This is a genomic window from Catellatospora sp. NPDC049111, assembly GCF_040648615.1.
GTDB lineage: Bacteria > Actinomycetota > Actinomycetes > Mycobacteriales > Micromonosporaceae > Catellatospora > Catellatospora aurea.
On sequence record NZ_JBEZEB010000011.1, the window covers coordinates 45,679 to 68,968 of the forward strand.

At 73.2% G+C, this 23,290-nt stretch carries 20 protein-coding genes; 10 read left to right on the top strand and 10 right to left on the bottom strand.

Annotated features, from left to right (window positions below):
* Positions 1-40: 40 nt before the first annotated feature.
* On the top strand, positions 41-625 hold the full coding sequence (locus AB0B66_RS17830) for an RICIN domain-containing protein (protein ID WP_360530354.1): 585 nt from the start codon (positions 41-43) through the stop codon (positions 623-625).
* 87 nt (positions 626-712) lie between these two features.
* Here the strand turns inward: AB0B66_RS17830 and AB0B66_RS17835 are convergent, their stop codons facing one another.
* A complete protein-coding gene (locus AB0B66_RS17835; protein ID WP_360530356.1) occupies positions 713-1,420 on the bottom strand; it encodes a hypothetical protein in 708 nt (235 codons plus the stop codon).
* 132 nt (positions 1,421-1,552) lie between these two features.
* On the opposite strand from AB0B66_RS17835, the gene AB0B66_RS17840 reads away from it, so the two are divergent.
* A complete protein-coding gene (locus AB0B66_RS17840; protein WP_360530359.1) occupies positions 1,553-2,500 on the top strand; it encodes an aldolase/citrate lyase family protein in 948 nt (315 codons plus the stop codon).
* A 216-nt stretch (positions 2,501-2,716) separates the two neighbouring features.
* On the opposite strand, the gene AB0B66_RS17845 is transcribed toward AB0B66_RS17840, so the two are convergent.
* Positions 2,717-3,400, bottom strand: coding sequence for an FAD-dependent oxidoreductase (locus AB0B66_RS17845; protein WP_360530362.1), 684 nt, complete (start codon positions 3,398-3,400; stop codon positions 2,717-2,719).
* A 152-nt stretch (positions 3,401-3,552) separates the two neighbouring features.
* On the opposite strand from AB0B66_RS17845, the gene AB0B66_RS17850 reads away from it, so the two are divergent.
* Positions 3,553-5,016 (top strand): RICIN domain-containing protein, encoded by a 1,464-nt coding sequence (locus AB0B66_RS17850; RefSeq protein WP_360530365.1) that lies wholly within the window; start codon positions 3,553-3,555, stop codon positions 5,014-5,016.
* A 58-nt stretch (positions 5,017-5,074) separates the two neighbouring features.
* Here the strand turns inward: AB0B66_RS17850 and AB0B66_RS17855 are convergent, their stop codons facing one another.
* Genes AB0B66_RS17855 through AB0B66_RS17865 form a run of 3 tightly spaced genes read right to left on the bottom strand, consistent with a single transcriptional unit; the run spans position 5,075 to position 8,504 of the window.
* Positions 5,075-6,445, bottom strand: coding sequence for an MmgE/PrpD family protein (locus AB0B66_RS17855; protein WP_360530368.1), 1,371 nt, complete (start codon positions 6,443-6,445; stop codon positions 5,075-5,077).
* Entirely contained in the window at positions 6,442-7,308 is an 867-nt protein-coding gene (locus AB0B66_RS17860) for a cyclase family protein (RefSeq protein ID WP_360530371.1), read from the bottom strand. The genes AB0B66_RS17855 and AB0B66_RS17860 overlap by 4 nt, the downstream gene beginning before the upstream one ends.
* Complete coding sequence (locus AB0B66_RS17865) at positions 7,308-8,504, bottom strand: CoA transferase (protein WP_360530374.1); 1,197 nt, start codon at positions 8,502-8,504, stop codon at positions 7,308-7,310. The genes AB0B66_RS17860 and AB0B66_RS17865 overlap by 1 nt, the downstream gene beginning before the upstream one ends.
* A 77-nt stretch (positions 8,505-8,581) precedes the next feature.
* Here AB0B66_RS17865 and AB0B66_RS17870 point away from each other — a divergent pair, with 77 nt between their 5' ends.
* Positions 8,582-10,009 (top strand): dihydroorotase family protein, encoded by a 1,428-nt coding sequence (locus AB0B66_RS17870; protein WP_360530377.1) that lies wholly within the window; start codon positions 8,582-8,584, stop codon positions 10,007-10,009.
* Positions 10,010-10,147: 138 nt separating this feature from the next.
* On the opposite strand, the gene AB0B66_RS17875 is transcribed toward AB0B66_RS17870, so the two are convergent.
* On the bottom strand, positions 10,148-11,038 hold the full coding sequence (locus AB0B66_RS17875) for a hydroxymethylglutaryl-CoA lyase (RefSeq protein WP_360530380.1): 891 nt from the start codon (positions 11,036-11,038) through the stop codon (positions 10,148-10,150).
* Positions 11,039-11,091: 53 nt separating this feature from the next.
* Between AB0B66_RS17875 and AB0B66_RS17880 the strand changes: the two genes are divergently transcribed.
* A complete protein-coding gene (locus tag AB0B66_RS17880) occupies positions 11,092-12,285 on the top strand; it encodes a CoA transferase (protein ID WP_360530383.1) in 1,194 nt (397 codons plus the stop codon).
* Entirely contained in the window at positions 12,285-12,905 is a 621-nt protein-coding gene (locus AB0B66_RS17885) for an isochorismatase family protein (protein WP_360530386.1), read from the top strand. Before AB0B66_RS17880 ends, AB0B66_RS17885 begins: the two co-directional genes overlap by 1 nt.
* A 50-nt stretch (positions 12,906-12,955) precedes the next feature.
* Here AB0B66_RS17885 and AB0B66_RS17890 read toward each other — a convergent pair whose 3' ends face one another.
* From AB0B66_RS17890 to AB0B66_RS17900, 3 genes are all read right to left on the bottom strand, one after another.
* Positions 12,956-13,564 (bottom strand): fasciclin domain-containing protein, encoded by a 609-nt coding sequence (locus tag AB0B66_RS17890; protein ID WP_360530389.1) that lies wholly within the window; start codon positions 13,562-13,564, stop codon positions 12,956-12,958.
* A gap of 81 nt (positions 13,565-13,645) precedes the next feature.
* Positions 13,646-15,415: an AMP-binding protein gene (locus AB0B66_RS17895; RefSeq protein WP_360530392.1), complete on the bottom strand. Its 1,770-nt coding sequence runs from the start codon at positions 15,413-15,415 to the stop codon at positions 13,646-13,648.
* 20 nt (positions 15,416-15,435) lie between these two features.
* Entirely contained in the window at positions 15,436-16,938 is a 1,503-nt protein-coding gene (locus AB0B66_RS17900; protein WP_360530395.1) for a succinic semialdehyde dehydrogenase, read from the bottom strand.
* 117 nt (positions 16,939-17,055) lie between these two features.
* On the opposite strand from AB0B66_RS17900, the gene AB0B66_RS17905 reads away from it, so the two are divergent.
* Both AB0B66_RS17905 and AB0B66_RS17910 read left to right on the top strand, forming a co-directional pair.
* Positions 17,056-17,811: an enoyl-CoA hydratase family protein gene (locus AB0B66_RS17905; protein WP_360530398.1), complete on the top strand. Its 756-nt coding sequence runs from the start codon at positions 17,056-17,058 to the stop codon at positions 17,809-17,811.
* Between the two features lie 98 nt (positions 17,812-17,909).
* Complete coding sequence (locus AB0B66_RS17910) at positions 17,910-18,806, top strand: hypothetical protein (protein ID WP_360530401.1); 897 nt, start codon at positions 17,910-17,912, stop codon at positions 18,804-18,806.
* A gap of 57 nt (positions 18,807-18,863) precedes the next feature.
* On the opposite strand, the gene AB0B66_RS17915 is transcribed toward AB0B66_RS17910, so the two are convergent.
* On the bottom strand, positions 18,864-20,120 hold the full coding sequence (locus AB0B66_RS17915; protein ID WP_360530404.1) for an NAD(P)/FAD-dependent oxidoreductase: 1,257 nt from the start codon (positions 20,118-20,120) through the stop codon (positions 18,864-18,866).
* A 156-nt stretch (positions 20,121-20,276) separates the two neighbouring features.
* Here AB0B66_RS17915 and AB0B66_RS17920 point away from each other — a divergent pair, with 156 nt between their 5' ends.
* Positions 20,277-21,695, top strand: coding sequence for an MFS transporter (locus AB0B66_RS17920; RefSeq protein WP_360530407.1), 1,419 nt, complete (start codon positions 20,277-20,279; stop codon positions 21,693-21,695).
* A 177-nt stretch (positions 21,696-21,872) separates the two neighbouring features.
* Complete coding sequence (locus AB0B66_RS17925) at positions 21,873-23,243, top strand: thrombospondin type 3 repeat-containing protein (RefSeq protein WP_360530410.1); 1,371 nt, start codon at positions 21,873-21,875, stop codon at positions 23,241-23,243.
* Positions 23,244-23,290: the final 47 nt, after the last annotated feature.

Genomic DNA, 23,290 nt, shown 5'->3' on the forward strand with positions numbered 1-23,290 from the left:
CCGCTCGCCGGGACACCGCCCGCACGGAAGGTCCACCACCGTGAGACGTCTAGCCACCGGCCTGGCCTGCGCCCTGCTCGCCGCGGCCGCCCTCACCGCCGTCGCCGCCGCCCCGGCGACCGCCGCCGCGTTCGCGCCCGCGAACGGGCGGCTGTCGCGATACACCGGCGCGAAGAACGCCTTCTGCGCCGGGCTGGTCGACCGGGCCTTCACCACGACCTGCGGCGGGGGCACGACCGAGCGCACGTTCGTCAACGTGGGCTCGAACCGCTGCCTGGACGTGTCGGGCGGGCGTACCGCCGACGGCACGAAGGTGCAGCTGTGGGACTGCCTGAACAATCCCGCGCAGAAGTGGCGGGTGGAGGCCAGCGGCTCGCTGGTCAACCCGAACTCCGGCAAGTGCCTGGACGTGGCCGGCGGCTCGACGGCCAACGGGGCGATCGTGCAGCTGTGGACCTGCCTGGGCAACGGCGCGCAGCGCTGGACGGTCAACGCCAACGGCACCATCGTCAACCCGGCGTCCGGCAAGTGCCTCGACGCCGACGGCTGGGGAACCGCCAACGGCACCCAGATGATCATCTGGACCTGCGGCAACCCGGTCCAGTCCAACCAGAACTGGCGCTGACATGCGAAGAAGGGCCGCCCTCCCACCTGAAGGAGGGCGGCCCTTCGCCGGTGCCGGGAGCCGCGTGGAACGAACCCGGCCCGGCGGCTACAGCTCGGCGAACGGCTTCAGCACACCGAGCGCGGCGGCGACCAGTACGCTGCCCCAGATGCCCCACACGTACGGCAGGCAGCCGTCGATGGAGCGCTTCAGGGTGCTCTCGACCTCGGGCGTCGAGCCCGTGGTCATCAGCGCGCCGAAGGCCGGGCCGAACGGGCGCAGGGTCAGCCGGATGCCCAGCCCGCAGCCGATCGCCACGGTGTAGAGCAGCAGCTTCGCGCCGAGCCAGCGCGGATTCGTGTCGACGCCGAAGGGCTGGTCCGCGACCAGGGTGTACGCCGCCGTGAGGCCGAGTGCCGTGATCAGGGTCAGCCGGATCGTCCAGTCGGCGCGGCGCACCCAGGGCCGCCGGCCGGGATGGTGGTGGTCGGTGATGGTCGCGGCGAGCCAGGCGGCGGCGAACAGCCATACCGCGACGACCACCGGCCAGCCGAACGGGTTGACCCCGAACACCTGCGCGCCATGCGGTTCCAGGGCCATCAGCGTGACGCCGCTGGGCAGGAACAGGACGAGGCAGATCTTCGGGCCGAGGTCGAGCCCGCCCATGATCTTCAGGGCGGTGGCGCGGGCGGCGGGGGTGAGGTCGGGCCGGAGGACGAACCGGCTCGACCAGAACACGCCCAGGTCGCCGCCGAGCCAGAAGACGAAGAGGATGATGTGGAGCAGAATCCACCAGCCGTGCGTATGCGGTCCCACCGCGTAATGGAAACACTGATCCGCTGTGAGAAACAAGCCCTTGACGGGCTGGTCAACGCATGGCTAGCGTCGCTGCATGGTCGGCAATGATGCTGCGGACATCGCCGTGGGTGACGTCAAGCAGGTGACCGGATGAGGTCCTACCTGTACGTGCCCGGCGACAGCCCGGCGAAGCTGGCCAAGGCGCTGACCGTCGGCGCGGACGCCCTCATCGTCGACCTGGAGGACGCCGTACCCCCGGCGGGCAAGGACGCCGCGCGAGCCGCCGTGGCCGCGTTCCTGGCCATGCTCGCTGCTTCCGGTCAGGATCTGCGGTCGGACCCCAGTTTCGGACCCGAAACAGCGATCTCCCCGGCGGCGGCGGACATCGGCCGCGCGGACGCGGGCGGGAACTCGGCCGGGGACCGGCCGCGGGTGTGGGTGCGGGTGAACCCGGGGGAGCTGGGACACGTCGACGCAGCCGCGGTGGTCGGGCCGGGGCTGGCCGGATTGTGTGTCGCCAAGACGGAGACGGTGGAGCAGTTGTCCGCGCTGGACGAGGTGCTGGCCGGGCTGGAACGGGCGGCAGGGCTGGCCGTCGGCTCGACGAAGGTCGTGCCGCTGCTGGAGTCGGCGGCGGCGGTGCTGGCCGCGCCGGCGATCGCCCGTGGGCCGAGGGTGGCGCGGTTGCAGCTGGGCGAGGCCGATCTGGCCGCCGACCTGGGCGTCACCCTGGGGCCGGACGAGCGCGAACTGCTCTGGGCCCGCTCGCAGGTCGTGCTGGCCTGCGCCGCGGCGGGCATCGCCGCCCCCGTCGCGCCGGTGTCGGTGAACTTCCGCGACCCCGACGCCCTGCGCACCTCGACCCTGGCCCTGAAACGCCTCGGCTTCCGCGGCCGGGCCTGCATCCACCCGGCCCAGCTCCCGGTCGTGCACGAGGTCTTCACCCCGACGGAGTCCGAGATCGCGGCCGCCCGGGACTTGGTGGCCCGGCATGAGCAGGCCCTGCGCGACGGCTCCGGCGTATGCCTGGACGCCCGCGGCCGCCTGGTCGACGAGGCCGTGGTCCGCTCCGCCCGCCGCCTGCTCGCCCTTGACTGACCCGTCCGACGGGCGGCACCCAACAGCCGGCGCCCGACGGCCAACGCGCGACAGTCAACGCCCGACCCGCCGCGCGGTACGGCCGTGGCGCGTCAAGATCGCTCGACTTGCCTGGCACCTGTGCGAATCACTGCTCAAGATACGCACAGGTGCCAGGCAAGTCCGACGATCAAGGAGCGCTGCGCGCAGCGCGGGCGGCGGGTCACGGGCTCGACGTCACGGGGTGACGGCGGTGGTCGCGTCGTCGTGCAGGCCCTTGAAGGTGTCGGTCTGGATGGCGTCGTTCGGCACGCCGGCGTTGGTCAGGTGCTCGACCGCGCCGGTGATGAACGCGTCCGAGCCCGCCACCAGGTAAGCCGCGGGCGGTTCCACGTCGCCGACAGCGGCCAGGGTGTCGGCCAGCTCGGCCCGGCCGACCCGGTGGTACGCGATCGGCATGGCCGCGAACTCCTCGCCGTACAGGTAGTCGCCGCGCGCCGCGTGGACCAGCGCGACCGGGGTCTGCGGCTGGTGCACGCGCAGGTGCCGCAGGATCGAGCGGAACGGGGTCACCCCGATGCCGCCGCCGACGAGCACCAGCGGCCGGGCCGGGTCCTCGGGCAGCTTCAGATGACCGCCGATGCCGAAGACCTGCATCGCCGCGCCGGGGGCCAGCGACCGGAAGTGCTCCTGGAACGGCGACCCGGAGCTGTGGTCGAGGGTGAACCACACCTCGTCGTCGCCGGGCGCGGAGGCGAACGAGATCTCCCGCACCGGCTTGGCGAACCGGCGCAGCAGCTGCGGGAAGAACAGGTGCCCGTACTCGCCGGGCTGGAAGGACAGCGTGCCCTGCGGGCGGAAGCGGTACGTGAACACGTCGCCGTACTCGTGGGTGCTTCCGGTCAGGTGCAGTCGTGCCATCGGTGGTCCTCCTCGTGGGGCGCTGCCGCACATCCTCGCCCGTCCGGCCGGGTCCGGTCCAGCACCGCCTACGAGTATCGAAAACTGTCGACGCCATCCCTGGGCGGTGGATAGCTTGCGGGCTCCATCCACTCCCGAGAGGAGCCACGCCCATGGCTCTGTCCCATCCCGGCGGTCGTGCCATGTCCATCGCCGGCGCGACCCTGCTCCTGCTGGCCGGCGTGCTGACCGGCTCGGCCACCGCCCGCCCCGCCGACCCGGCCCCGGAGTTCCGCGCGTTCGGCGCGGACGCCAAGCCGATCGTCCTGCCCGCCGACGAACCCGACCGGGGCCTCGTCTACAAGGGACTGTCCGCCGACACCACCGGCCCCTGCGTCGGCGGCATGCGCGTCGTCGCGGTCACCCCGCTGATGTGCACCCACGGCCCCGACGCGCCGCCCGCGGGCCTGGCCGTGAACCGGCGCATCCCGGCCACGCAGGCCCTGTCCGCGCCCGCGGCGCTGGCGGTCTGCGAGGGCGACGGGGTGTCCGGCCGCCGCGTCGAGGTGCTCTACGTGCACGGCAACACCAACCGGTACGACCAGTACCGGGAGACGTTCCGCACCCTCGCCGAGGGCATGGACGTCATCTACAACGAGAGCGCCCGGGAGACCGGCGGCGAGCGGCACATCCGCTTCGTCACCGAGAACGTCAACGGCGCGTGCCGTCCCGTGGTGCGCCGCGTGCAGGTCGCCCAGTCGGCCCTGGCCGAGTTCGGGGCCAGTGTCAACGCGGTGCGGGCGCTGGGCTACAACCGCACCGACCGCAAGTACGTGATGCTGGTCGAGGCGAACGTGTACTGCGGCATCGGCGGGTTCGCCGGGGACACCCGCAAGACCGACGACAACCGGTCCAACTTCGGGCCGGAGTACGGCCGCTCCGACAACGGCTGCTGGACCGCCGCGGTGGCCAGCCACGAGCTGGGGCACAACCTCGGCGCGGTGAACAACAACGCCCCCAACGCCTCCGGCGGCGCGCACTGCACCGACGAGTGGGACGTGATGTGCTACTCCGACGAGCCGAACCACCCGCCGATGCGCTTCATCTGCGGGGACCGGGCCCACGACGAGCGGCTCGACTGCCGGCACGACGACTACTACAGCACCAACCCGGCGGCCGGGTCCTACCTGGCGAACAACTTCAACGTCGCGGACAACCTGTTCCTGATCCGCGGCGGCAGCGCGCCCGCGCGGCCGATCTGGAACCCGGTGTCGGGCCGCTGCCTGGACGTGTCCGGCGGGCGTACCGAGGACGGCACGAAGACGCAGCTGTGGGACTGCTTGAACAACCCGGCGCAGCAGTGGCGCCAGGTCGGCAACACGCTGGTCAACCCGAACTCGGGCAAGTGCCTGGACGTGGCCGGCGCGAGCACCGCCAACGGAGCCGTGGTCCGCCTCTGGACCTGCCTGAACAACTCCGCCCAGCAGTGGATCATGCAGGCGAACGGCAACATGGTCAACCCGGCCTCGGGCAAGTGCCTCGACGCCGACGCCTGGGGCACCGCCAACGGCACCATCACCATCCTGTGGACCTGCGGCGCCGGCCCTCAGTCCAACCAGGTCTGGCTCTGGCGCTGACAGTGAAAGGAAGGGCACCTTCTACAACACATAGCGATAAGAAGGTGCCCTTCCTTCGTCAGCAGGTGAGGGGGAGCAGGTGGGAGGCGGGTCGCTGGTCGCGGGTGGCGGAGGCGATCTCCGCGGCGCGGGCGGGGGTCAGGCCGGCGGCGTTGAGGCGGAACTTGAGGTCGAGGTCGGCTGAGGTCAGCGGGTGGGACTCGCTGCCGCGAGAGGCGTCGACGCGGTGTTCCAGCAGGCGGCCGTCGAGAGTGCGCACCCGCAGCACGGCGGCGAAGGCGTTCGGGAACAGCTCGGTGGCGCGCTCATCGGCCACGCATCTGACCCGTGCGGCCAGCGCCAGCACGGCTTCGTCGAGGTCGCGGAAGTCGGCCGAGCCCACGCCCAGGCCACCGCCGCCGAGCAGCGCCGTCGCGACGGTGTACGGCCCGGAGAACTTCCCGTGGTACGCCGTCTGCGGCCGGGCCTTGTCGGCGGCGGGCTCGGCGATGGTGCGCAGCACCGGGGCGGCCACGCCCAGCTCGATCGACGCGACGTCGGCGGCGCGCAGCCCGGCGGCCCGCAGCGCGAGCGCGCAGTCGATGCCGGGGTGCGTGAAGTGGTTGGTCGGGTAGGGCTTGTAGACCGTGCGCGACAGCTCCCACCGCTCGCCGAGGCCGCCGAGCAGGGCGTGGGCGTCGAAGACCCCCGAGGTGTACGCGGCGAAGAAGCCGAACCGCCCCTCCAGCACCGTCGGCGGGCCGGTGAGCCCGTCGGCGGCGAACACGGCGGCGCTGACCCCGGCGTGCGCCGCCCAGCCGCAGTGCGTCTTCTTGACCGTGCCCCCGGTGCGGTTGGCCTCCAGCAGCCCCGCGCCCATCGACGCGGCGATACCCATGGCGTGCCCGATCCCCGCCGCGTCCAGTCCGTACAGCAGTCCCGCCGCGGCGGCCCCGCCGATCGTGCCGCAGATCGAGGTGGCGTGCAGGCCCCGTTCGAAGAACACGGAGTTGCGCAGCTCGCGGTCGTACGCGGCCATGCCGAGCCGGTTGCAGATCTCGATCCCTACGGCGACGGCGCGCACCAGCGACGGGCCGTCCGCGCCGGTGGCCTCGGCGGCGGCCAGCGCGGCGGGCACGATGCTCGCGCTCGGGTGCAGCACCGACGGCAGGTGCGTGTCGTCGAAGTCGAGCGCGTGCGCCATGACCCCGTTGACCAGCGCCGCGGCGGGCGCGGGCAGCCGGTCACCTACGCCGATCACCGTGGCCTCGGGCGTGCCGCCCCAGCGGCGCACCGACGCGAGCACCGCCCGCACCGCGGGATCGTCCTGCGCGGCCAGCGCCAACCCGAGGATGTCGAGGATCCGGTCCGGCACCCCGTCCGGGACCGCGCCCTCCCCGCAGCCCACGGCGAACTCGGCGAGCCTGCCGACCGCCTTCTCAGGGTTCACGCGAGCACCGCCAGCGGGCGGACCGGGGCTCCGGTCGCGCCGACCAGGGGCAGCGGGTTGAGCACGAGCAGGATCTCGCGGGCGCCGGTGGCCAGCAGCGGGTCCAGGTTCATCGTCTCGATGATGTGCACGCCGTGCTCGACGAGCAGCACCCGGTGCGCGGGCAGTACGGCGTGGCCGCGCCCGGCGGGGATGTGCTCGAAGGCGATGGTCTCCGCGCCGACGGCGGCAGGGCAGTGGCCGGCCAGCCAGCGGGCGGCAGCCTCGTTCGGGCCGGGGGTGCCGTCGCGGACGCCGATGAAGGCGTCGTGTTCGGACCAGCGCCGCGACCAGCCGGTGCCGATCAGGATCACCTCGCCGGGGGCCAGGGTCAGGCCCGCCGCGGTGCGGTCGAGGTCCTCGGGCGTGATCGCGTACCCGGCGGGCAGCACGTCCACGCCGTGCGCGCGGGCCACGTCGAGCACCACGGCCCGGCCCAGGTACGGCGGGAACGTGTCGATGCCGAGGTCGCTGAACCCGAGGTGGGACTGCAGCGGTCCGGCGGGGCGGCCGCCGTGCAGCAGGCCGTCCTGCGACACGTGCGACAGCGCGTCGACGTGCGTGCCGACGTGGCCGCCGGTGACGATCAGCTCGTTGGCGGCCGAACCGCCGTCGGGGCGTGTCATGTCGCCGTGCCGCCGTTCGAGGGCCATCCGGAACGGCGGATGGTTCGGTGACTGCGGCATTCCTCGGCGCATCGGCTGCGCCAGGTCGATCACCTGCCGCCCACGTACCGCCTCCCATGGCTTGATCGTGCCGTTCAGTGTCGGTCGGCCGCTCGGGGCGGGTAGCAGGGCGTGCCGGTCCTGGTCGAGGCCCTGCATCAGATCACTCCCGTGTCGCGCAGCGCGGTCAGCTCGTCCAGGGTGAGGCCGAGCCGGTCGCGGTAGACGGTGTCGTTGTCGGCCCCGCGGGGCCGCCCGGTCCAGCCGATGTGGCCGGGGGTCTGGGACATGCGGTAGAGCACGTTCGGCATGCGCAGCGGGCCGAGCACCGGGTCCTCGACGGTGGTGATCGAGTCGAGGGCGGCGAACTGCGGATCGGCGAAGACGTCGGTGATGTCGTAGATCGGGGCGACCGCGGCCTGCGCCTCGTCGAACGCCTGCGCCACTTCGACCAGGTCGCGCTGCGCGATCCAGGCGCCGACGTGGGCGTCCAGCTCGTCGGCGTGCGCGGCGCGGCCCGCGCCGGTGGCGAACCACGGTTCGGCGATGACCTCGGGGTGCCCGACCAGGTGCATGACCCGTTCGGCGATGGCCTGGGCGCTGGTGGACACGGCTACCCAGCGCTCGTCGCGGGTGCGGTACGTGTTGCGCGGCGCGTTGTTGACCGAGCGGTTGCCGGTGCGCTGCTGGACGAGCCCGAGCTGGTCGTACGCCATGGCCTGCATACCCAGCACGGTGAGCATCGGCTCGACGATGGCCAGGTCGATGACCTGCCCGGTCCCGCCGCGCGCGTCGCGGTGGTAGAGCGCGGTCAGGACGGCCTGCGCGCAGGTCAGCGCGGAGATGCCGTCGGCGAGCCCGAACGGCGGCAGGGTGGGCGGTCCGTCGGGCGCCCCGGTGATCGCGGCGAAGCCGCTCATCGCCTCGGCGAGGGTGCCGAACCCGGGCCGGTGCGCGTACGGGCCGTGCTGGCCGAACGCGGTGACCCGGGCGACGATCAGGCGCGGGTTGACCTCGTGCAGCACCTCGGGGGACAGGCCCCAGCGCTCCAGGGTGCCGGGCCGGAAGTTCTCGATGAGCACGTCGGCACCGGCGAGCAGCCGTTTGGCCAGCTCGGCTCCCTCGGCGCGGCCGAGGTCGAGGGTGACGGTCTGCTTGTTGCGGCCCAGCATGGTCCACCACAGCGGCACGCCGTCGCGGGACGGGCCGTGGCCGCGGGACGGGTCGCCCTTCGCCGGGTGCTCGATCTTGATCACGTCCGCGCCGTAGTCGCCGAGGATCGTGGCGGCCAGGGGGCCGGCGAAGAGGGTCGCGGCGTCGACGACGGTGACGCCGGACAGGGCGGCGGGCGGCATGGGGGAACGGTACACGCCCTACCCTCAAAAAGGAAACCTCGTTACAGTGTGCGAAACGCACCCCTGGGAGGACCGCCATGGCTCGATACGATCTGCTGGTCAAGGACGGCACGCTGGTGCTGCCGTATGTCGGCACGGTACGCGCAGATCTCGCCGTACGCGATGGGAAGATCACGGCGATCGGCGACGACCTCGACGCGGCGCAGGCCGAGCAGGTGCTGGACGCGAGCGGCCGGCTGGTCTTCCCCGGGGCCGTCGACGCCCACTACCACCTGGGCATCTACCGAGACCTGGCGCTCGACGCGGCCGAGGAGACCCGGTCCTCGCTGGTCGGCGGCGTGACCACGGTGCTGTCCTACTTCCGCACCGGCCAGCACTACCTCAACCGCACCGGCCCGTACGGCGAGATCTTCCCGCAGGTGCTCGACGCGGTCGCCGGGCACGCCTGGACCGACTACGGCTTCCACCTCGCGCCGATGGACACCGCCCAGGTCGGCGAGGTGCCGTCGCTGATCGACGAGCACGGCGTCAGCTCGTTCAAGTACTACATGTTCTACAAGGGCTTCAACCTGTCCGCCGACTCCCGCGACGCCAAGTCGTTCACCATGAGCGACGAGTACGACCTCGGCCACCTGTACCAGATCATGGAGGCGGTCGCGGCCAACCAGCGCGAGGGCCGCCGGGTGTCGCTGTCGCTGCACTGCGAGCAGGCCGAGCTGATGCGGCTGTTCATCGACCGGGTCCGGGCCGCGGGCGACCCGCAGACCCTGAAGGCGTACTCCGACGCGCGCCCTCCGCTGACCGAGCAGGTCGCCATCGGCGAGGCGACGACCCTGGCCGGCGCGACCGGCTGCCCCGTCAACCTGCTGCACCTGTCGTCGGCCGAGGCGATCGCCGCCGCGGCCGCCGCGAAGGCGACCAAGCGGCTCGACCTGCGCTGCGAGGTGACGCTGCACCACCTCTGCCTGGACCACGAGAGCCTGGACCGCCGCGGCGGCCTCGGCGCGAAGGTCAACCCGCCGATCCGGTCCGTATCGGACACCGAGGCGCTGTGGGCCGCGGTGCTCGACGGCACCGTGGACTGGGTCGCCTCCGACCACGCCTGCTGCCTGGAGGAGAACAAGGGCGACGCGCTGTGGCCCGCGCTGCCCGGCTTCGGCGGCACCGCGCTGCTGTACCCGATCCTGCTCAGCGAGGGCATGCACAAGCGCGGCCTGTCCCCGCAGCGCGTCGCCGAGCTGGCCGCGGGCAACCCGGCCCGCGCCTACGGCCTGGCCGGGCGCAAGGGCAGCCTGATGGTGGGCATGGACGCCGACCTGACCATCGTGGACCCGGAGCTGGAGCAGGAGGTCACCACCGACCTGCTGCTCTCCGGCCAGGACCACTGCCCGTTCGAGGGCCACAAGGTCAAGGGCTGGCCGGTCGCCACCGTCGTCGGCGGCCACCTCGCCTACCGCGACGGGGTAGTCCTCGGCACTCCGGCGGGCCGCTTCGTCGCCCGCTGACCCGCTCCCACCCCCGCTTGTCACAGACGTTGGCCTATCTCATCGAAAATTCGCGGCTCGAATTCGATGAGATAGGCCAACGTCTACGTCGAACGGGGTGTGCCCGCGGTCCGGCCGAAGGCGGCACCGCCGCGCGGGTCAGGGGCTGGGTGGGAAGGGGCCGGCGCGGCCGAGCATGGCGGGGGCGGTGACGTCGAGCTGGTTCGCGATCCAGGTCCCGGTGTCGGCCAGACGGTCGAGGCGTACGCCGGTGTCGATGCCGGAGCGCTCCAGCAGGTAGGCGAGGTCCTCGGTAGCGATGTTGCCGGTGGCGGCCGGGGCGAACGGGCAGCCGCCGATGCCGCCGGTGCTGGCGTCCAGCGCGGACACTCCGTAGTCCAGGGCGGCCAGCGCGTTGGCGTACCCCGTGTTGCGGGTGTTGTGGAAGTGCGCGCGCAGCGCGACGCCGGGCGCGACCGCGCGCACGGCCGGGACCAGCTCGGCGACCTGGCGCGGCACGCCGACGCCGATGGTGTCGGCGAGGCAGATCTCGTCGGGCCGGGTCCGCACGGCGGCGACCAGCCCGGCCACGTGCTCGGCGGACACCTCGCCGGTGAACGGGCAGCCGAACGCGGCGGCGACGGTCAGCGTGGCGCGCAGCCCGGCGGCGCGGGCCCCGGCGGCGACCTCGTCCCATTGCGCGAGTGACGCGGCGGTGCTCATGCCCTGGTTGCGCTGGGAGAACTCGTCGGTGGCGACCAGCACGTAGTTGACCTCGTCCACGCCCGCCGAGGCGAGCGCGCGGTCGAGGCCGCGCCGGTTGAGCACCAGGCCGATGTAGGACACGCCGGCGGGGCGGGGGACGGCGGCGAGCACCGCCTCGGCGTCGGCCATCTGCGGCACCCGGGCCGGGTGGGCGAACGCGACCGCCTCGATGCGGCGCACTCCCGCGGCGATCGAGCGCGTGATGTACTCGACCTTCACCTCGGTGGACAGCAGCGTCTTCTCGTTCTGCAGCCCGTCACGCGGGCCGACCTCGACGATCTCCACGACACCCTCGGTTCCTCTAGCGAAACAGCGTTTCCAAAGCATAGGATGCCGCCGTGACAGGCGCACTATCCGACATCAGGGTCATCGAGACGGGCACGCTGCTGGCCGGCCCGTTCTGCGGACAGCTCCTCGGCGATTTCGGTGCCGAGGTCATCAAACTGGAAGACCCGGGCAAGGGCGATCCGATGCGCCAGTGGGGCCGGGAGAAGCCGCACGGGCAGTCGCTGTGGTGGCCGGTGGTCGCCCGCAACAAGAAGTCCGTGACCTGCAACCTGCGCGTCAAGGAGGGCCAGGACCTGGTGCGGCGGCTGGTCGCCGACGCTGACGTGCTGCTGGAGAACTTCCGCCCCGGCACCCTCGAACGCTGGGGGCTCGGCTGGGACGAGCTGTCCGCGATCAACCCGCGGCTGATCCTGGTCCGGGTCACCGGCTACGGCCAGACCGGCCCGTACGCGCCACGCGCCGGGTTCGGCTCGATCGGCGAGGCGATGGGCGGCATCCGGTACGTGACCGGCGAGGCCGACCGTCCGCCGTCGCGCTCGGGCATCTCGCTCGGCGACTCGCTGGCGGCCACCTACGCCGCGTACGGCACCCTCGCCGCGCTGCACGCCCGCGAGCGCACCGGCCGCGGCCAGGTCGTCGACTCGGCTATCTACGAGGCCGTGCTGGCGATGATGGAGTCGCTGCTGCCCGAGTGGGCGGTGGCCGGCTACCAGCGCGAGCGCACCGGCGCGGTGCTGCCCAACGTGGCCCCGAGCAATGCCTACCCGACCGTGGACGGCACCGAGGTGCTGGTCGCGGCCAATCAGGACACCGTGTTCGGGCGGCTGTGCGAGGTCATGGGGATGCCGGAACTGGCCGCCGACCCGCGCTACGCCACGCACGGCGCGCGCGGCGCACACCAGACCGAGCTGGACGACCTGATCGCGGCGTGGACCCGCACCCAGCCGTCCGACAAGCTGCTCGCGGCGCTGCACGAGGCCGGGGTCCCGGCCGGTGGCGTCTACACGGCCAAGGACATCCTGGCCGATCCGCACGTCGCCGCCCGGGAGGCGGTCGTGCGCGTGCCGCATCCCGACTTCGGCGAGCTGCCCATGCAGAACGTCGCCCCGCGCCTGTCGGCCGACCCGGGCTCGGTGCGCTGGGCCGGGCCGACGCTGGGCCAGCACAACGACGAGGTGTACGGCAACCTGCTGGGGTTGTCCGAGACCGAGCGGGCCGACCTGCGGGAGCGGGGCGTCATCTGATGGCGCTGGACGCCGACTACGCGCGGGCCGGGTTCGCCCGGCGGCTCGGCTGGGGCGAGCGCCCCGCGGTGCTGCTGGTCGACCCGGTGGCCGCGTACACGGTGGGCGGCTCGCCGCTGCGGCTCGACACCGGGCAGGCGGCCCTGGAGGCGATGGCGGCGCTGCTGGCGGCCGCGCGGGCGGCGGGGCTGCCGGTGGTGCTGACCGGCGTGCGGTACGCCGACGCCAGTTGCGCCGAGGCCCCGCTGTTCGCCGCGAAGGTGCCCGCGCTGGCGGCGTTCGCGGCGGGCAGCCCGCTGGGCGAGTTCCCGGCCGAGGTCGCCCCCGCGCCGGGGGAGCACGTCGTGCTCAAGCACTACGCCAGCGCGTTCGCGGGCACCTCGCTGCCGGCCTGGCTGACCGCCCATCGGGTGGACACACTGGTCATCGGCGGCTTCTCGACCAGCGGCTGCGTGCGCGCCTCAGCCGTGGACGCGCTGCAACACGGCTTCCGGCCGATGGTGGTGCGCGAGGCCTGCGCCGACCGCGACCCCGGCCCGCACGAGGCCAACCTGTTCGACCTCGACGCCAAGTACGCCGACGTGGTGAGCCTGTCCGAGGCGCTGACCCGGCTCGGCTGACCACGGGTACTCCCCGGCCCGGAACGCGGGCCGGGGAGCGGTCGTTCGGTTCAGGACGGCGGCATCAGCACGGAGTCGACGATGTACACCGTGCCGTTGCTGGTCTGCACGTTGCCGCAGACCACCTTCGCGCTGTCGTTGACCTTGAAGTCCGTGCCGCCGCCGGACACGGTCAGGTCCTGCCCCTCCAGGGTCTTGTGGGTGCCCGCGAGCTGCTCGGGCGCGGTCTTCCCGGCCACCACGTGGTAGGTCAGGATCTTCGTGAGCAGTGCCTTGTCGGCCAGCACCTTGTCCAGATCCGCCTTCGGGATCTTCGCGAAGGCGTCGTTGGTCGGCGCGAAGACGGTGACCGCCTCGGCGTTGTTGAGCGTGTCCACCAGGCCGGCCTGCTTCACCGCGGTGACCAGCGTGGACAGCAGCGGGTTGCCCGAGGCCGCGGTGGCCACGGGCTGCTTGGCCATGGCCTCGAAGCTGCCGGCGTTGTTCGGGTCCTTGGGTACGGCCGCGCAGCCGGGCCCGAACTCCTCCGCGGCCATCGCGGCGGTGCCCGTGCCCGTGGCCTGGGTGGCCATCGTGTCGGTGCCGCAGGCCGTCAGGGCCAGCGGAAACGCGAACAGACCGGCTGCCGCGAGCGCGGTCAGCCTCCTCTTGCCGAGCATGTCGGTGTCCTTCCTCCGGTGTGACTTCAGGAGGGGATTCGACGCCGGGCCCGGCATGGTTTGGTCGGATGGCCGGATTTCTTAATTTTCTGATTTCTGAGCGTTATGGGAATATCTTTCGGGTGACGCGTAGAGCGCGTCGATCACCGAGGCGTACTTGCGCACGATCGCCGCGCGGCGCAGTTTCAGCGTCGGCGTCAGCTCGTCCCCGCCCGGTGCCCAGACCGCGTCCAGCACCTCGTAGCGCTTGATCTGCTCCACCCGGGACAGCTCGGCGTTGCCCGCCGCGACCCCCGCCGCGATCGCGTCCGGCACCGCCGCCGCACCGTGCCGCGCGGTGAACGACGCGACCGCCTCCGGGTCGGCGACGATCAGGGCCACGTTGTACGGCCGCCCGTCGCCGACCACGACCAGCGCGCCGATCAGCGGGCACGCCGACTTGACCACGCCCTCGATGTTCGCCGGGGACATGTTCTTGCCCGCCGCGTTGATGATCAGTTCCTTCTTGCGATCCACGATGGACAGGTACCCGTCGCCGTCGATCGTCGCCACGTCCCCGGTGCGCAGCCAGCCGTCGTCGTCGAACGCCTCGGCGGTGCGGGCCGGGTCGCGGTGGTAGCCGCGGGTCACCAGCGGCCCTCGGATCAGCAGCTCGCCGTCGTCGGCCAGGCGCACCCGCACCCCCGGCGCGGGCACGCCCACGGTGCCGGGGCGGATCGCCCCGGGCGGGTTGAGGGTGCTCGCCCCGCAGGTCTCCGACATGCCCCAGATCTCGCACACCGGCAGCCCGAGGTCGAGGAAGAACTCCAGCACCGGCACCGGCAGCGCGGCCGCCCCGCACATCGCCCAGCGCATCCGGTCCATGCCCAGCCTGGCCAGCACCTGCCCGAGCACCAGCCGGTCCGCGACCCGGGCCAGCGCCCGCGCGGCCGCGCCGCCCCGCCTGCCCCGGCCCCAGCGCAGCGCCAGCCGGAACGCCCACCGCCGCGGCGCGGGCGCGTCGAGCAGGGCGTCCTCGATCCGCGCGCGCATCTTCTCGAACACCCGCGGCACCGCCGCCCAGTACGTCGGGCGCACCTGAGCCAGGGCGGGGCCGAGCTGGGTCAGGTCGGCCAGGCAGGTGATCCGGGCGCCGTAGAGCAGTTGCAGGTAGTGGCTGGCCAGGCGGTCGGCGACGTGCGCGGCGGGCAGGTAGGACAGCCCGTGGTCGGCGCGCTTCAGCGGGAACAGCGCGGTCACCGCGTCCGCCTCGGCGAGCAGGTTGGCGTGGGTCAGTTCGACGCCCTTGGGCGGGCCGGTGGTGCCCGAGGTGTAGATGAGGGTCAGCAGGTCGTCGGGCTGCACGGCCCGCCACGCGGCGTCGAAGTCGAAGCCCGGCTCGGCCAGCGCGCACAGCTCGTCGAGGGTGACCGTGCCGTCGGGGCGGCCGTCCACGCACACCAGGTGCTCGTAGCCGGCCCCGCTGGCGACGATGCGCGCCGCGTACTGCGCCTCGCAGATCACGACCCGCGCCCGCGCGTTGTCCAGCACGTAGGCGATCTGCTGCGGCGATGAGGTGTTGTAGACCGAGAACGGCACCGCGCCCAGGTGGATCGCCGCCGTGTCGGCGAGGTGGAACTCGGGCCGGTTGGCCAGCATCAGCGCGACCGTATGCCCCCGGCGCACGCCCGCACCCGCCAGCCCGGCCGCGATGGCCCGCACCCGATCGGCATACTCGCGCCAGGTCAGCACGGCGTCGGATCCGTACGCGCCGAGCGCGACGGTGTCGGGCGCGACAGCGGCGGTGGTCTGGAACGCCGCACACAGGGTCGCGGCACGCGCCGGCGCGTCGGGGGAGGTGGCGGGGGGCATCGGGTCCTCTCCGGAACGGGTCAGCGCAGGTGTAGCAGCTGCATGGCGCGCACGGCGGCGGTCAGCGCGCGGGCGTAGCGGGCCTGGCCGGGGCCGGCCGGCGGGGTGAGGTTCAGGCGCTGGTGGGCGATGGTCTGCGCAGCCGTGTAGGCGAGCAGCCCGGCGGTGCCGTGGCGGCGGCCGAGCCCGGACGACTTCATGCCGCCCATGGGCGCGTCGTGCGAGGCGTACGCGGCCGCGTAGCCCTCGTTGATGTTCACGGTCCCGGCCCGCAGCCGCCGGGCCAGCGCCCGCGCGGCACCCGTGTCCCGGCTGAACACGGCCGCGTTGAGGCCGTACTCGGTGTCGTTGGCCAGCTCGACGGCGGCGTCGTCGCCGGGCACCGCGAACACGGCCACCACCGGCCCGAACGTCTCCTCGCGGTACACGGCCATGTCCGGGGTGACCCCGGCCAGCACGGTCGGCTCGTGGAACAGCGGGCCCAGGTCGGGGCGGGCCGCGCCGCCGGCCAGCACCACCGCGCCGCGCACGGTCGCGTCCTCGATGTGCCGGCGCACGGTGGCCAGCACCCGGGGCAGGCTGAGCGAGCCCATCTGCGGGCCGTAGTCCAGGTCGGCGGCCAGCCGCAGCCCGCGCACCAGGGGCAGGAAGCGCTCCAGGAACGCGGCGTGCACGCTCTCGTGCACGATGATGCGCTCGGCGGACAGGCACAGCTGCCCGGCGCTGGCGAAGCAGGCCCGCACGGCGGCCTGGGCGGCCTGGTCGAGGTCGGCGTCGGCGCGTACCAGCAGCGGGTTCTTGCCGCCGAGCTCCAGCGAGCAGCCGATCAGCCGCCGCCCGGCCCCTGTCGCCACCGCCCGGCCCGCGGCCGTGGAACCGGTCAGGCACAGGTGGTCCGCGCCGTCGAGCAGCGCGTCGCCGATGTCCGCCGGTTCGCCGGTGACCTGCTGCCACACCCCGTCCGGCAGCCCGGCCTCGGTCATCAGGTCCCGTGCCCAGGCGGCGGTCCGCGCGGTCTGGGTGTCCGGCTTGTGCACCACTGCGTTGCCGGCCAGCAGCGCGGGCACGATGTCGGTGACGGCCAACGCCAGCGGATAGTTCCACGGCGTGATCACCCCGACCACGCCGAGCGGATGGCGCACCTCGACCGCGTACGTCAGCAGCGGCAGCGCGCCACCCCGGCGGCGCGGTCGCAGCAGCCGCGGCGCGCGGCGGGCGTAATACGTGCTGACCAGCGCCGCGTCCAGCACCTCCTCGTGCGCGTGCAGCCGGGCCTTGCCCGTCTCGCGCTGCACCAGGTCGAGGATCTCGTCCTGGCGGCGCAGCAGCAGCGCGGCGAAGCGCCGCACCGGCCGGGCCCGCTCGCGCGCGGGCAGGGCGGCCCAGCCCGACTGGGCCGCGCGGGCTCTCTCGTAGGCCAGCGCGACGTCGTCGGCAGTGGACTGCCGCACGGGTGGGAGGGGCTCGCCGGTGAGCGGCGCCAGCGGGGTGGCGTCGGCTGCCCGGCGTCGAGGGGTGCCCATGCGTGCACGGTAGCCCTTCGGGCCGCAAACGCAAGAGTCTGTCGTATCAACGCTGGTCAGCGCCGTATAAATCAAGCGCGCTTGACTTTTATTGCCGACCTGATGAGGGTTGACGCCGTGCCGAACCTCGTGACCTCGACCGTGGAGCGCGGCGTCGCGACGCTGACGCTGGACTCCCCGCACAACCGCAACGCCCTGTCCGCGGCGCTCGTCGCGCAGCTCGGCGAGGCGCTGGCCGCCGCGGCGGCCGACCCCGGCGTACGCGCCGTGGTGCTGACCCACACCGGCCGCGTCTTCTGCGCCGGCGCGGACCTGGCCGAGGCCGCCGGCGGCGGGATCGCCGAGGGCACCGCGCGCTTGCTGGGACTGCTGCGGACCATCGTCGAGCTGCCGAAACCGGTGGTGGCGCGGGTGGACGGCCAGGTGCGCGCGGGTGGCCTGGGCCTGCTCGGCGCGTGTGACATCGCGCTCGCCGGGCCCGCGTCCGGCTTCGCGTTCACCGAGGCCAGGCTCGGTGTCGCCCCCGCGGTGATCTCGCTGACCACGCTCACCCGCATGCCGGAGCGCGCCGCCGCGCGCTATTTCCTGACCGGCGAGGTGTTCGACGCCGAGGCGGCCGTCGCCTGCGGGCTGGTCACCCAGGCCGGGGACGATGTGGACGCGCTGCTGGCCGAGGTGCTGGACGGGCTGCGCGCCGCCTCGCCGCAGGGCCTGGCCGCGTCGAAGCTGCTGACCACCGCCGCGGTGCGCCAGGCCCTGTACGGGCGCGGGGAGCGCCTGGCCGAGGAGTCGGCGCGGCTGTTCGCCACGGACGAGGCGGTCGAGGGCATGACGGCGTTCCTGCAGCGGCGCAAGCCGTCCTGGGCGGCGTGACCTGCATATCGATATGTTGGCATAAATCATCGCTTGTCTCGTCAAGGGAAACGGTGTTCCACTGTGCGAACCAGATTCCCTCGACGAGAGGAACAGTGATGATCAGACGAGCGATCCTCGTGCTGGCCATGATCACCGCCGCGGTGGCGGGCTTCGGTTCGCCCGCCGCGGCCGACAGCTCCACTCCCGGTGCGTACGCCATCGGCTATGTCGACGCCTCGGTCAGCGCCTCCGGCCGCTCCTTCAGCGCCCGGATCTACTACCCGGCCGCGACGGCGGGGCAGAACGCGGCCGTGGCCGCCGGACGCTTCCCGGCCATCGCGTTCGGGCACGGCTTCCTGCAGAGCGTCAGCAAGTACTACAGCACCATGCAGCACCTGGCCTCGTGGGGCTTCGTGGTGGCCGCGCCGACCTCGCAGGGCAGCCTGTTCCCGAGCCACAGCGCCTTCGCCGACGACCTCAACGCGCAGCTCACCTGGCTGGTCGCGCAGGACACCACGGCGGGCTCGCGCTTCAACGCGCACATCAACACCGCCAAGCTGGGCCTGTCCGGACACTCGATGGGTGGTGGCGCGAGCGTGCTGGCAGCCTCCCGCAACCCCGCGGTCACCACGGTCGCCAACCTCGCAGCCGCCGAGACCAACCCGTCGGCCGCGGCCGCCGCCGCCTCGGTGACTGTGCCGATGATGCTGGTCGCCGGGCAGAAGGACGGCACCGCGCCGATCGCGAGCCACCAGCGCCCGATCTACAACGGCAAGCCCGCGCCCAAGCAGCTGCGCACCATCGTCGGCGGCTTCCACTGCGGCTTCATCGACACCTCGTCGGCCTTCTGCGACAGCGGCACCATCACCCGGGCCGTCCAGCTGCAGATCACCCGGCGGGTGCTGACCGACTGGTTCCGCTACTACCTGGCGGGCGACACGACGGCGTACAACGCCGTGTGGGGCCCCGGCGCGACGGGCGACCCACAGGTCCTGTTCGAGGGCGTCGCCTAGGTGGGACGATGCCGGGCGCGTCCGCCGATCGCGGCACGCGCCCGGCACCATCGCGACTCAGACCCGGCCCGCCGCGTAGACGCGTGCGCCGAGGTCGGCCAGCACCGCGTTCGCCGCGCGGCGGCCGGAGACCAGGGCGCCCTGGACCGAGCTGGTGTCGCGGTGGTCGCCGCAGACGTAACGGCCGTAGCCGTGGCGCACGGGGCGGCGCATCCGGTGCGGTGCGGGCATCGCGGGCAGCGCATGCGGGATCCGGTACGCGTCGAGGAACTGCCAGCCGGCGGTGGGCACGTCGTACAGCACGGCCAGCCGGGCGCGGACCGAGCGCTCCAGCGCGTCGATCGGCGTGCTCATGTCCAGGGTGGACGTGGCGATCAGCGCCCGCCCGTCGGTGGCGTACCCGGCCGCGGCGGCCGTGAGCACCACCGTGTTGGTCACCAGGCCGCCGCCCCCGGGGTCCACGGTCAGCATCGGGTGCACGGACGGCGCCCCGAAACAGGCGTGGTAGAACGTGGTCACCCCGTGCCAGGCAGGCGTCCGCAGGCCGGGGAGCAGCGTCGCGGCGGTGGCGCCGTCGGTGGCCACCACGACGGCCCGCGCGGTGACCTCGTCGCCGCCCGCCACCGCCACACCGTGCGCGGTGAGCCGCTCGACCCGCGCGTCGCAGCGCACCGTTCCCACGGGCAGCCGTGCCGCGAGCAGCCGGGGCAGCGCCTGCATGCCCTGGGCGGGCACGGCCGCTCCACCGCGCAGGAACATGCGCCACATGAGATGGAAGAAGCGGCCCGACGTGTCGAGCCGGTCCTCCAGGAACACCCCGGCCAGGAACGGGCGCAGCACCCGGTCCACCGTCGCGGGGGCGAGGTCGGCCAGCCTCAGCTCGTCGAGGGTGCTCACGTCCGGCCGGCGCAGCACCGCGGCGGTCGAGCCGAGCGTGTCCCGGGCGGCCAGCTCGACCAGCGTCAGCGCGTCGGCGGCCGGCACCAGCCCGGAGGCCAGCGCGAACGCGGCCGTCGGGCCGGGTCGCAGGTGGTGGGTGCGCCCGGCCCAGTGCACCGCCACGCCGCGCGCGAACGGCCGCAGGTGCAGGTCGGTGAGGTCGCACTCCTCCTGGAGGGCGGGGTAGGCCGGGCACAGCGTCTGGAAGCCCCGGTCCAGCAGGAAACCGTCGACGGTGTCGGTGCGCACCCGCCCGCCGATGTCGTCGGACGCCTCCAGCACGGTCACCCGCAGCCCCGCCTCGGTGATCCGCCGGGCGGCGACCAGGCCGGCCAGGCCCGCGCCGACGACGGCCACGTCGCAGTGTTCCGCCATGTTTTCAGGCTAGGCCGCCGCACCTGCGGCGCAGCGCTTTTCGCGGGAGTGCGTCGGTTGATCGCAACCTGGTTCCTCTAGCGAAACGCCGTTTCCCATACATAGGATGCACGGCACCGGGCCGGACCGCCCGGTCCCAGCCCTGGAGGTAGGCGCATGGCCGTCCCCGCCGTCGACGAGCAGGTCCGCGAGATCGCCGCCTATCCGGGGCGGCCGCCGGTGCGGGTCACGCGCGGGCGCGCCGCCCCGTTCGGCTGGTGGCCCGCGATCTGCGTGGCGCTGGTCGCGCTGATCGACCGGATCGAGTACAACCTGCTGGCCGGGGCGCTGCCGGCGATCCAGCGCGAGTTCGGGTTCGACGACGGCGCGGCCGGGGCCATCGCCACCGCCGGGGCGATCGCCGCGGTGCTCCTGCTGCTGCCCGCCGGGCGGCTGGCCGACACCGGGCGGCGCACCTGGACCGTGGCCGCCGTGGTCGCCGTGTGGGCGCTGCTCACCCTCGGCACCGGCCTGGCCGGCTCCTACGCGATGCTGTTCGGCGTGCGGGTGCTGCTCGGCGCGGCCGGTCAGCTCTACAACCCGCCCGCGTCCAGCCTGCTCGGCGACCTCTACCCGGGCCCCAGCCGGGCCCGCGCCTACGGGCTCGAACGCGCCGCCTACTTCGCGGGCCTGCCGATCGGCGTGATCGCCGGCGGGGCGCTGGCCAAGGCGTACGACTGGCGCACCGGCTTCTTCCTCGTCGCCATCCCCGGCGCGGTCATCGCGCTGCTCATGCTCACGGTCCGCGAACCGGTCCGCGGCATCGGCGACCGCCTCAGCTCCTGGTACGCCGACCCGGCCACGGACACGCCCGCCGCGCCGCGACCCGCGACCGCCGACCCCGCCGACCCGCCGCCCCCGGCCGCCGCGGCGCGGGCCGGTGCGGGCATGTCGGGGCTGGTGGCGCAGGTGCGCGAGCTGTGGCGGATCCGCACCCTGCGTTCGGTGGTGAGCGGGCTCAGCATCCTGTTCTTCGGGCTGGGCGGGCTGTTCTTCTGGATGCCGTCGTTCTACCAGCGCGAGTTCGGGCTCGACGAGGCCGCCTCGGCGGCGGTCGGCGGCGGCGCGGGCCTGGTCGGCATCCTCGCCGGCATCGGCCTGGGCAGCTGGCTCGGCGACCGCGGGCACGGCCGCCGTCCCGGCTGGCGGGTGCGGCTGGGCGGCTGGTCGCTGCTGTTCGGCACGGTCGCGCTGGCCGGGGCCGTGGCCGTGGGACCGATCGTGGCGCAGGTGATCTGCTTCGGACTCGCCAACGTCGGCTTCGCCGGTGCCATCGCGAACCTGACCGCGGCCAACGCCGACGTGGTCGAGGCGTCCCGGCGCGGCCTGGGCTTCGCGGTGCTCCAGTCGGTGATCACCCTGGGCGGCGCGCTCGGCCCGTGGCTGATCGGCGAGGCCTCCGACGCCACCGGCTCGCTGCGCCTGGCGTACGCCGTGGTCATCGCACCACTGGTGGTGGGCAGCCTGATCGTGCTGCGGGCCTGGCGCGGCTACGACGCCGACGCCGCCGCGGCCCTGTCGCCGCCCACCACATGATCGTCCGACTTGCCAGGCAACCGGGCGTATCGGCGTCCAAGATACGCACACCTGCCGGGCAAGTTGGACGATCAAGGACAGGGGACCTGGTGAGATCCCTAGGTCCGGTGGCCGGGGAGTGTCAGTGACCTTGCAGAACGCCGGGTCGACGGCCCGGCGGCTGACAGCATCCGGGCCATGACACCCCCAACCCACCCCCTCGCCCGCAGGCTGCTCGGTGCGGCGGGCGCGCTGACGTTCGCCGCCGTCGGTCTGTCCGCGCCCGCCGCCGCGGCGGAGGAGAAGGAACCACCGCGCCGCCCCTACAAGCAGGTCAAGATCTGTGATCTGAGCATGTGCTACATCGCCTGGCGGGTGATCGACTCCGACGGCGACGGCTGGTGCGACGCCGACGAGCTGGCCGCCCGCACGGACCCGTTCGACCCGGCCAGCTTCCCGTCCCCGCAGCTGGTCGCCGAGCTGGCGATCGGCCGGCAGCTGCCGTCGTTCGAGTACGGCCAGGGCGTCTTCGTGCTGCTCCCGCTGGAGACGGTCAAGCTGCGCGAGCAGGTCGACCGGGGCTGGCTGGAGTCGTTCCCGCTGCCGGCCCGCAAGGACTCGCTGGCGCGCATGGGCATCGACGCCAAACTGCTCGACGCGTTCGGCCTCGACCCGAGCAGCGACGGCATGACCCTCGGCCTCGACCTGCCCGGCAGCGGCGGCGACGGGCTGCCCGCAGGCATCAAGCTGGGCGGCCTCGACATCTCGCTGATCAGTGCGGGCGGCGGCGCCTCGTACGCCGCGGACCGGGGCGGGGTGAAGAACAACACCCGCGACGAGGACGGGTTCGGCGACGTCACCGAGTACTACGACGGCTCCTCGGCGCACACCAGGGTGGACCGGGACACCGGCCGCACCGAGATCGCCTACACCGATCAGGACGGCAACAACAGCGCGATGGTGACCATCGACCGGGACTTCGCCTACGACGGCGAGACGCGGGTCGAGACGGAGACCACCACCGTCACGGACGCGGGCGGCAGGGTGCAGTCGGAATCGACCACCACCACCCGCACCGGCAAGGACGGCAGCACGGAGAGCCAGACCGACAAGACCACGTACAAGCGGGACAAGGACGGCAACGTCACCGGCACCACGGTCACCCACAGCGAGTCGTCGAAGCCGGCGAACGGCTCCACCACCAGCGGTTCGGTCACCTACCGCTGCGACGCGAACGGCGAGAACTGCACGCAGGTGTCCTCGACCGGCGGCTACTACGACGAGAGCCAGCAGCCGGCCGTCATCACGGAGGAGGTCGTCCAGGGCGTGCTGCGGGTACGCGGCGCGGCGATCAACGTGGTCCAGGGCTGGACGCCGCCGGGTGACGGCGAGCCGGAGACCCCGGACCCGAGTGTGATCGTCAACATCGACCCGGACTACGTCGGCGAATTCGTCCTGGTCGAGCCCAAGCTGACCACGCATGCCCAGCCGAGGTACGCCAACGACCTGCCCCACCCGATGGACGGCGCGGTGCCGCCGTCCGGCGGTGGATGCGGCGGCCTCTGCTGACCTGACGCCGCCGGGCTCGGCCCCGATCTTCCCCGGTCGGGCCCGGC

Coding starts and splice junctions, on each gene's coding strand:
- AB0B66_RS17895 (WP_360530392.1), bottom strand. CDS start 15,415: ATGCCCCCCGCCACCTCCCCCGACGCGCCGGCGCGTGCCGCGACCCTG.
- AB0B66_RS17890 (WP_360530389.1), bottom strand. CDS start 13,564: ATGCTCGGCAAGAGGAGGCTGACCGCGCTCGCGGCAGCCGGTCTGTTC.
- AB0B66_RS17920 (WP_360530407.1), top strand. CDS start 20,277: ATGGCCGTCCCCGCCGTCGACGAGCAGGTCCGCGAGATCGCCGCCTAT.
- AB0B66_RS17845 (WP_360530362.1), bottom strand. CDS start 3,400: ATGGCACGACTGCACCTGACCGGAAGCACCCACGAGTACGGCGACGTG.
- AB0B66_RS17870 (WP_360530377.1), top strand. CDS start 8,582: ATGGCTCGATACGATCTGCTGGTCAAGGACGGCACGCTGGTGCTGCCG.
- AB0B66_RS17925 (WP_360530410.1), top strand. CDS start 21,873: ATGACACCCCCAACCCACCCCCTCGCCCGCAGGCTGCTCGGTGCGGCG.
- AB0B66_RS17900 (WP_360530395.1), bottom strand. CDS start 16,938: ATGGGCACCCCTCGACGCCGGGCAGCCGACGCCACCCCGCTGGCGCCG.
- AB0B66_RS17850 (WP_360530365.1), top strand. CDS start 3,553: ATGGCTCTGTCCCATCCCGGCGGTCGTGCCATGTCCATCGCCGGCGCG.
- AB0B66_RS17840 (WP_360530359.1), top strand. CDS start 1,553: ATGAGGTCCTACCTGTACGTGCCCGGCGACAGCCCGGCGAAGCTGGCC.
- AB0B66_RS17865 (WP_360530374.1), bottom strand. CDS start 8,504: ATGCCGCCCGCCGCCCTGTCCGGCGTCACCGTCGTCGACGCCGCGACC.
- AB0B66_RS17915 (WP_360530404.1), bottom strand. CDS start 20,120: ATGGCGGAACACTGCGACGTGGCCGTCGTCGGCGCGGGCCTGGCCGGC.
- AB0B66_RS17860 (WP_360530371.1), bottom strand. CDS start 7,308: ATGCAGGGCCTCGACCAGGACCGGCACGCCCTGCTACCCGCCCCGAGC.
- AB0B66_RS17910 (WP_360530401.1), top strand. CDS start 17,910: ATGATCAGACGAGCGATCCTCGTGCTGGCCATGATCACCGCCGCGGTG.
- AB0B66_RS17885 (WP_360530386.1), top strand. CDS start 12,285: ATGGCGCTGGACGCCGACTACGCGCGGGCCGGGTTCGCCCGGCGGCTC.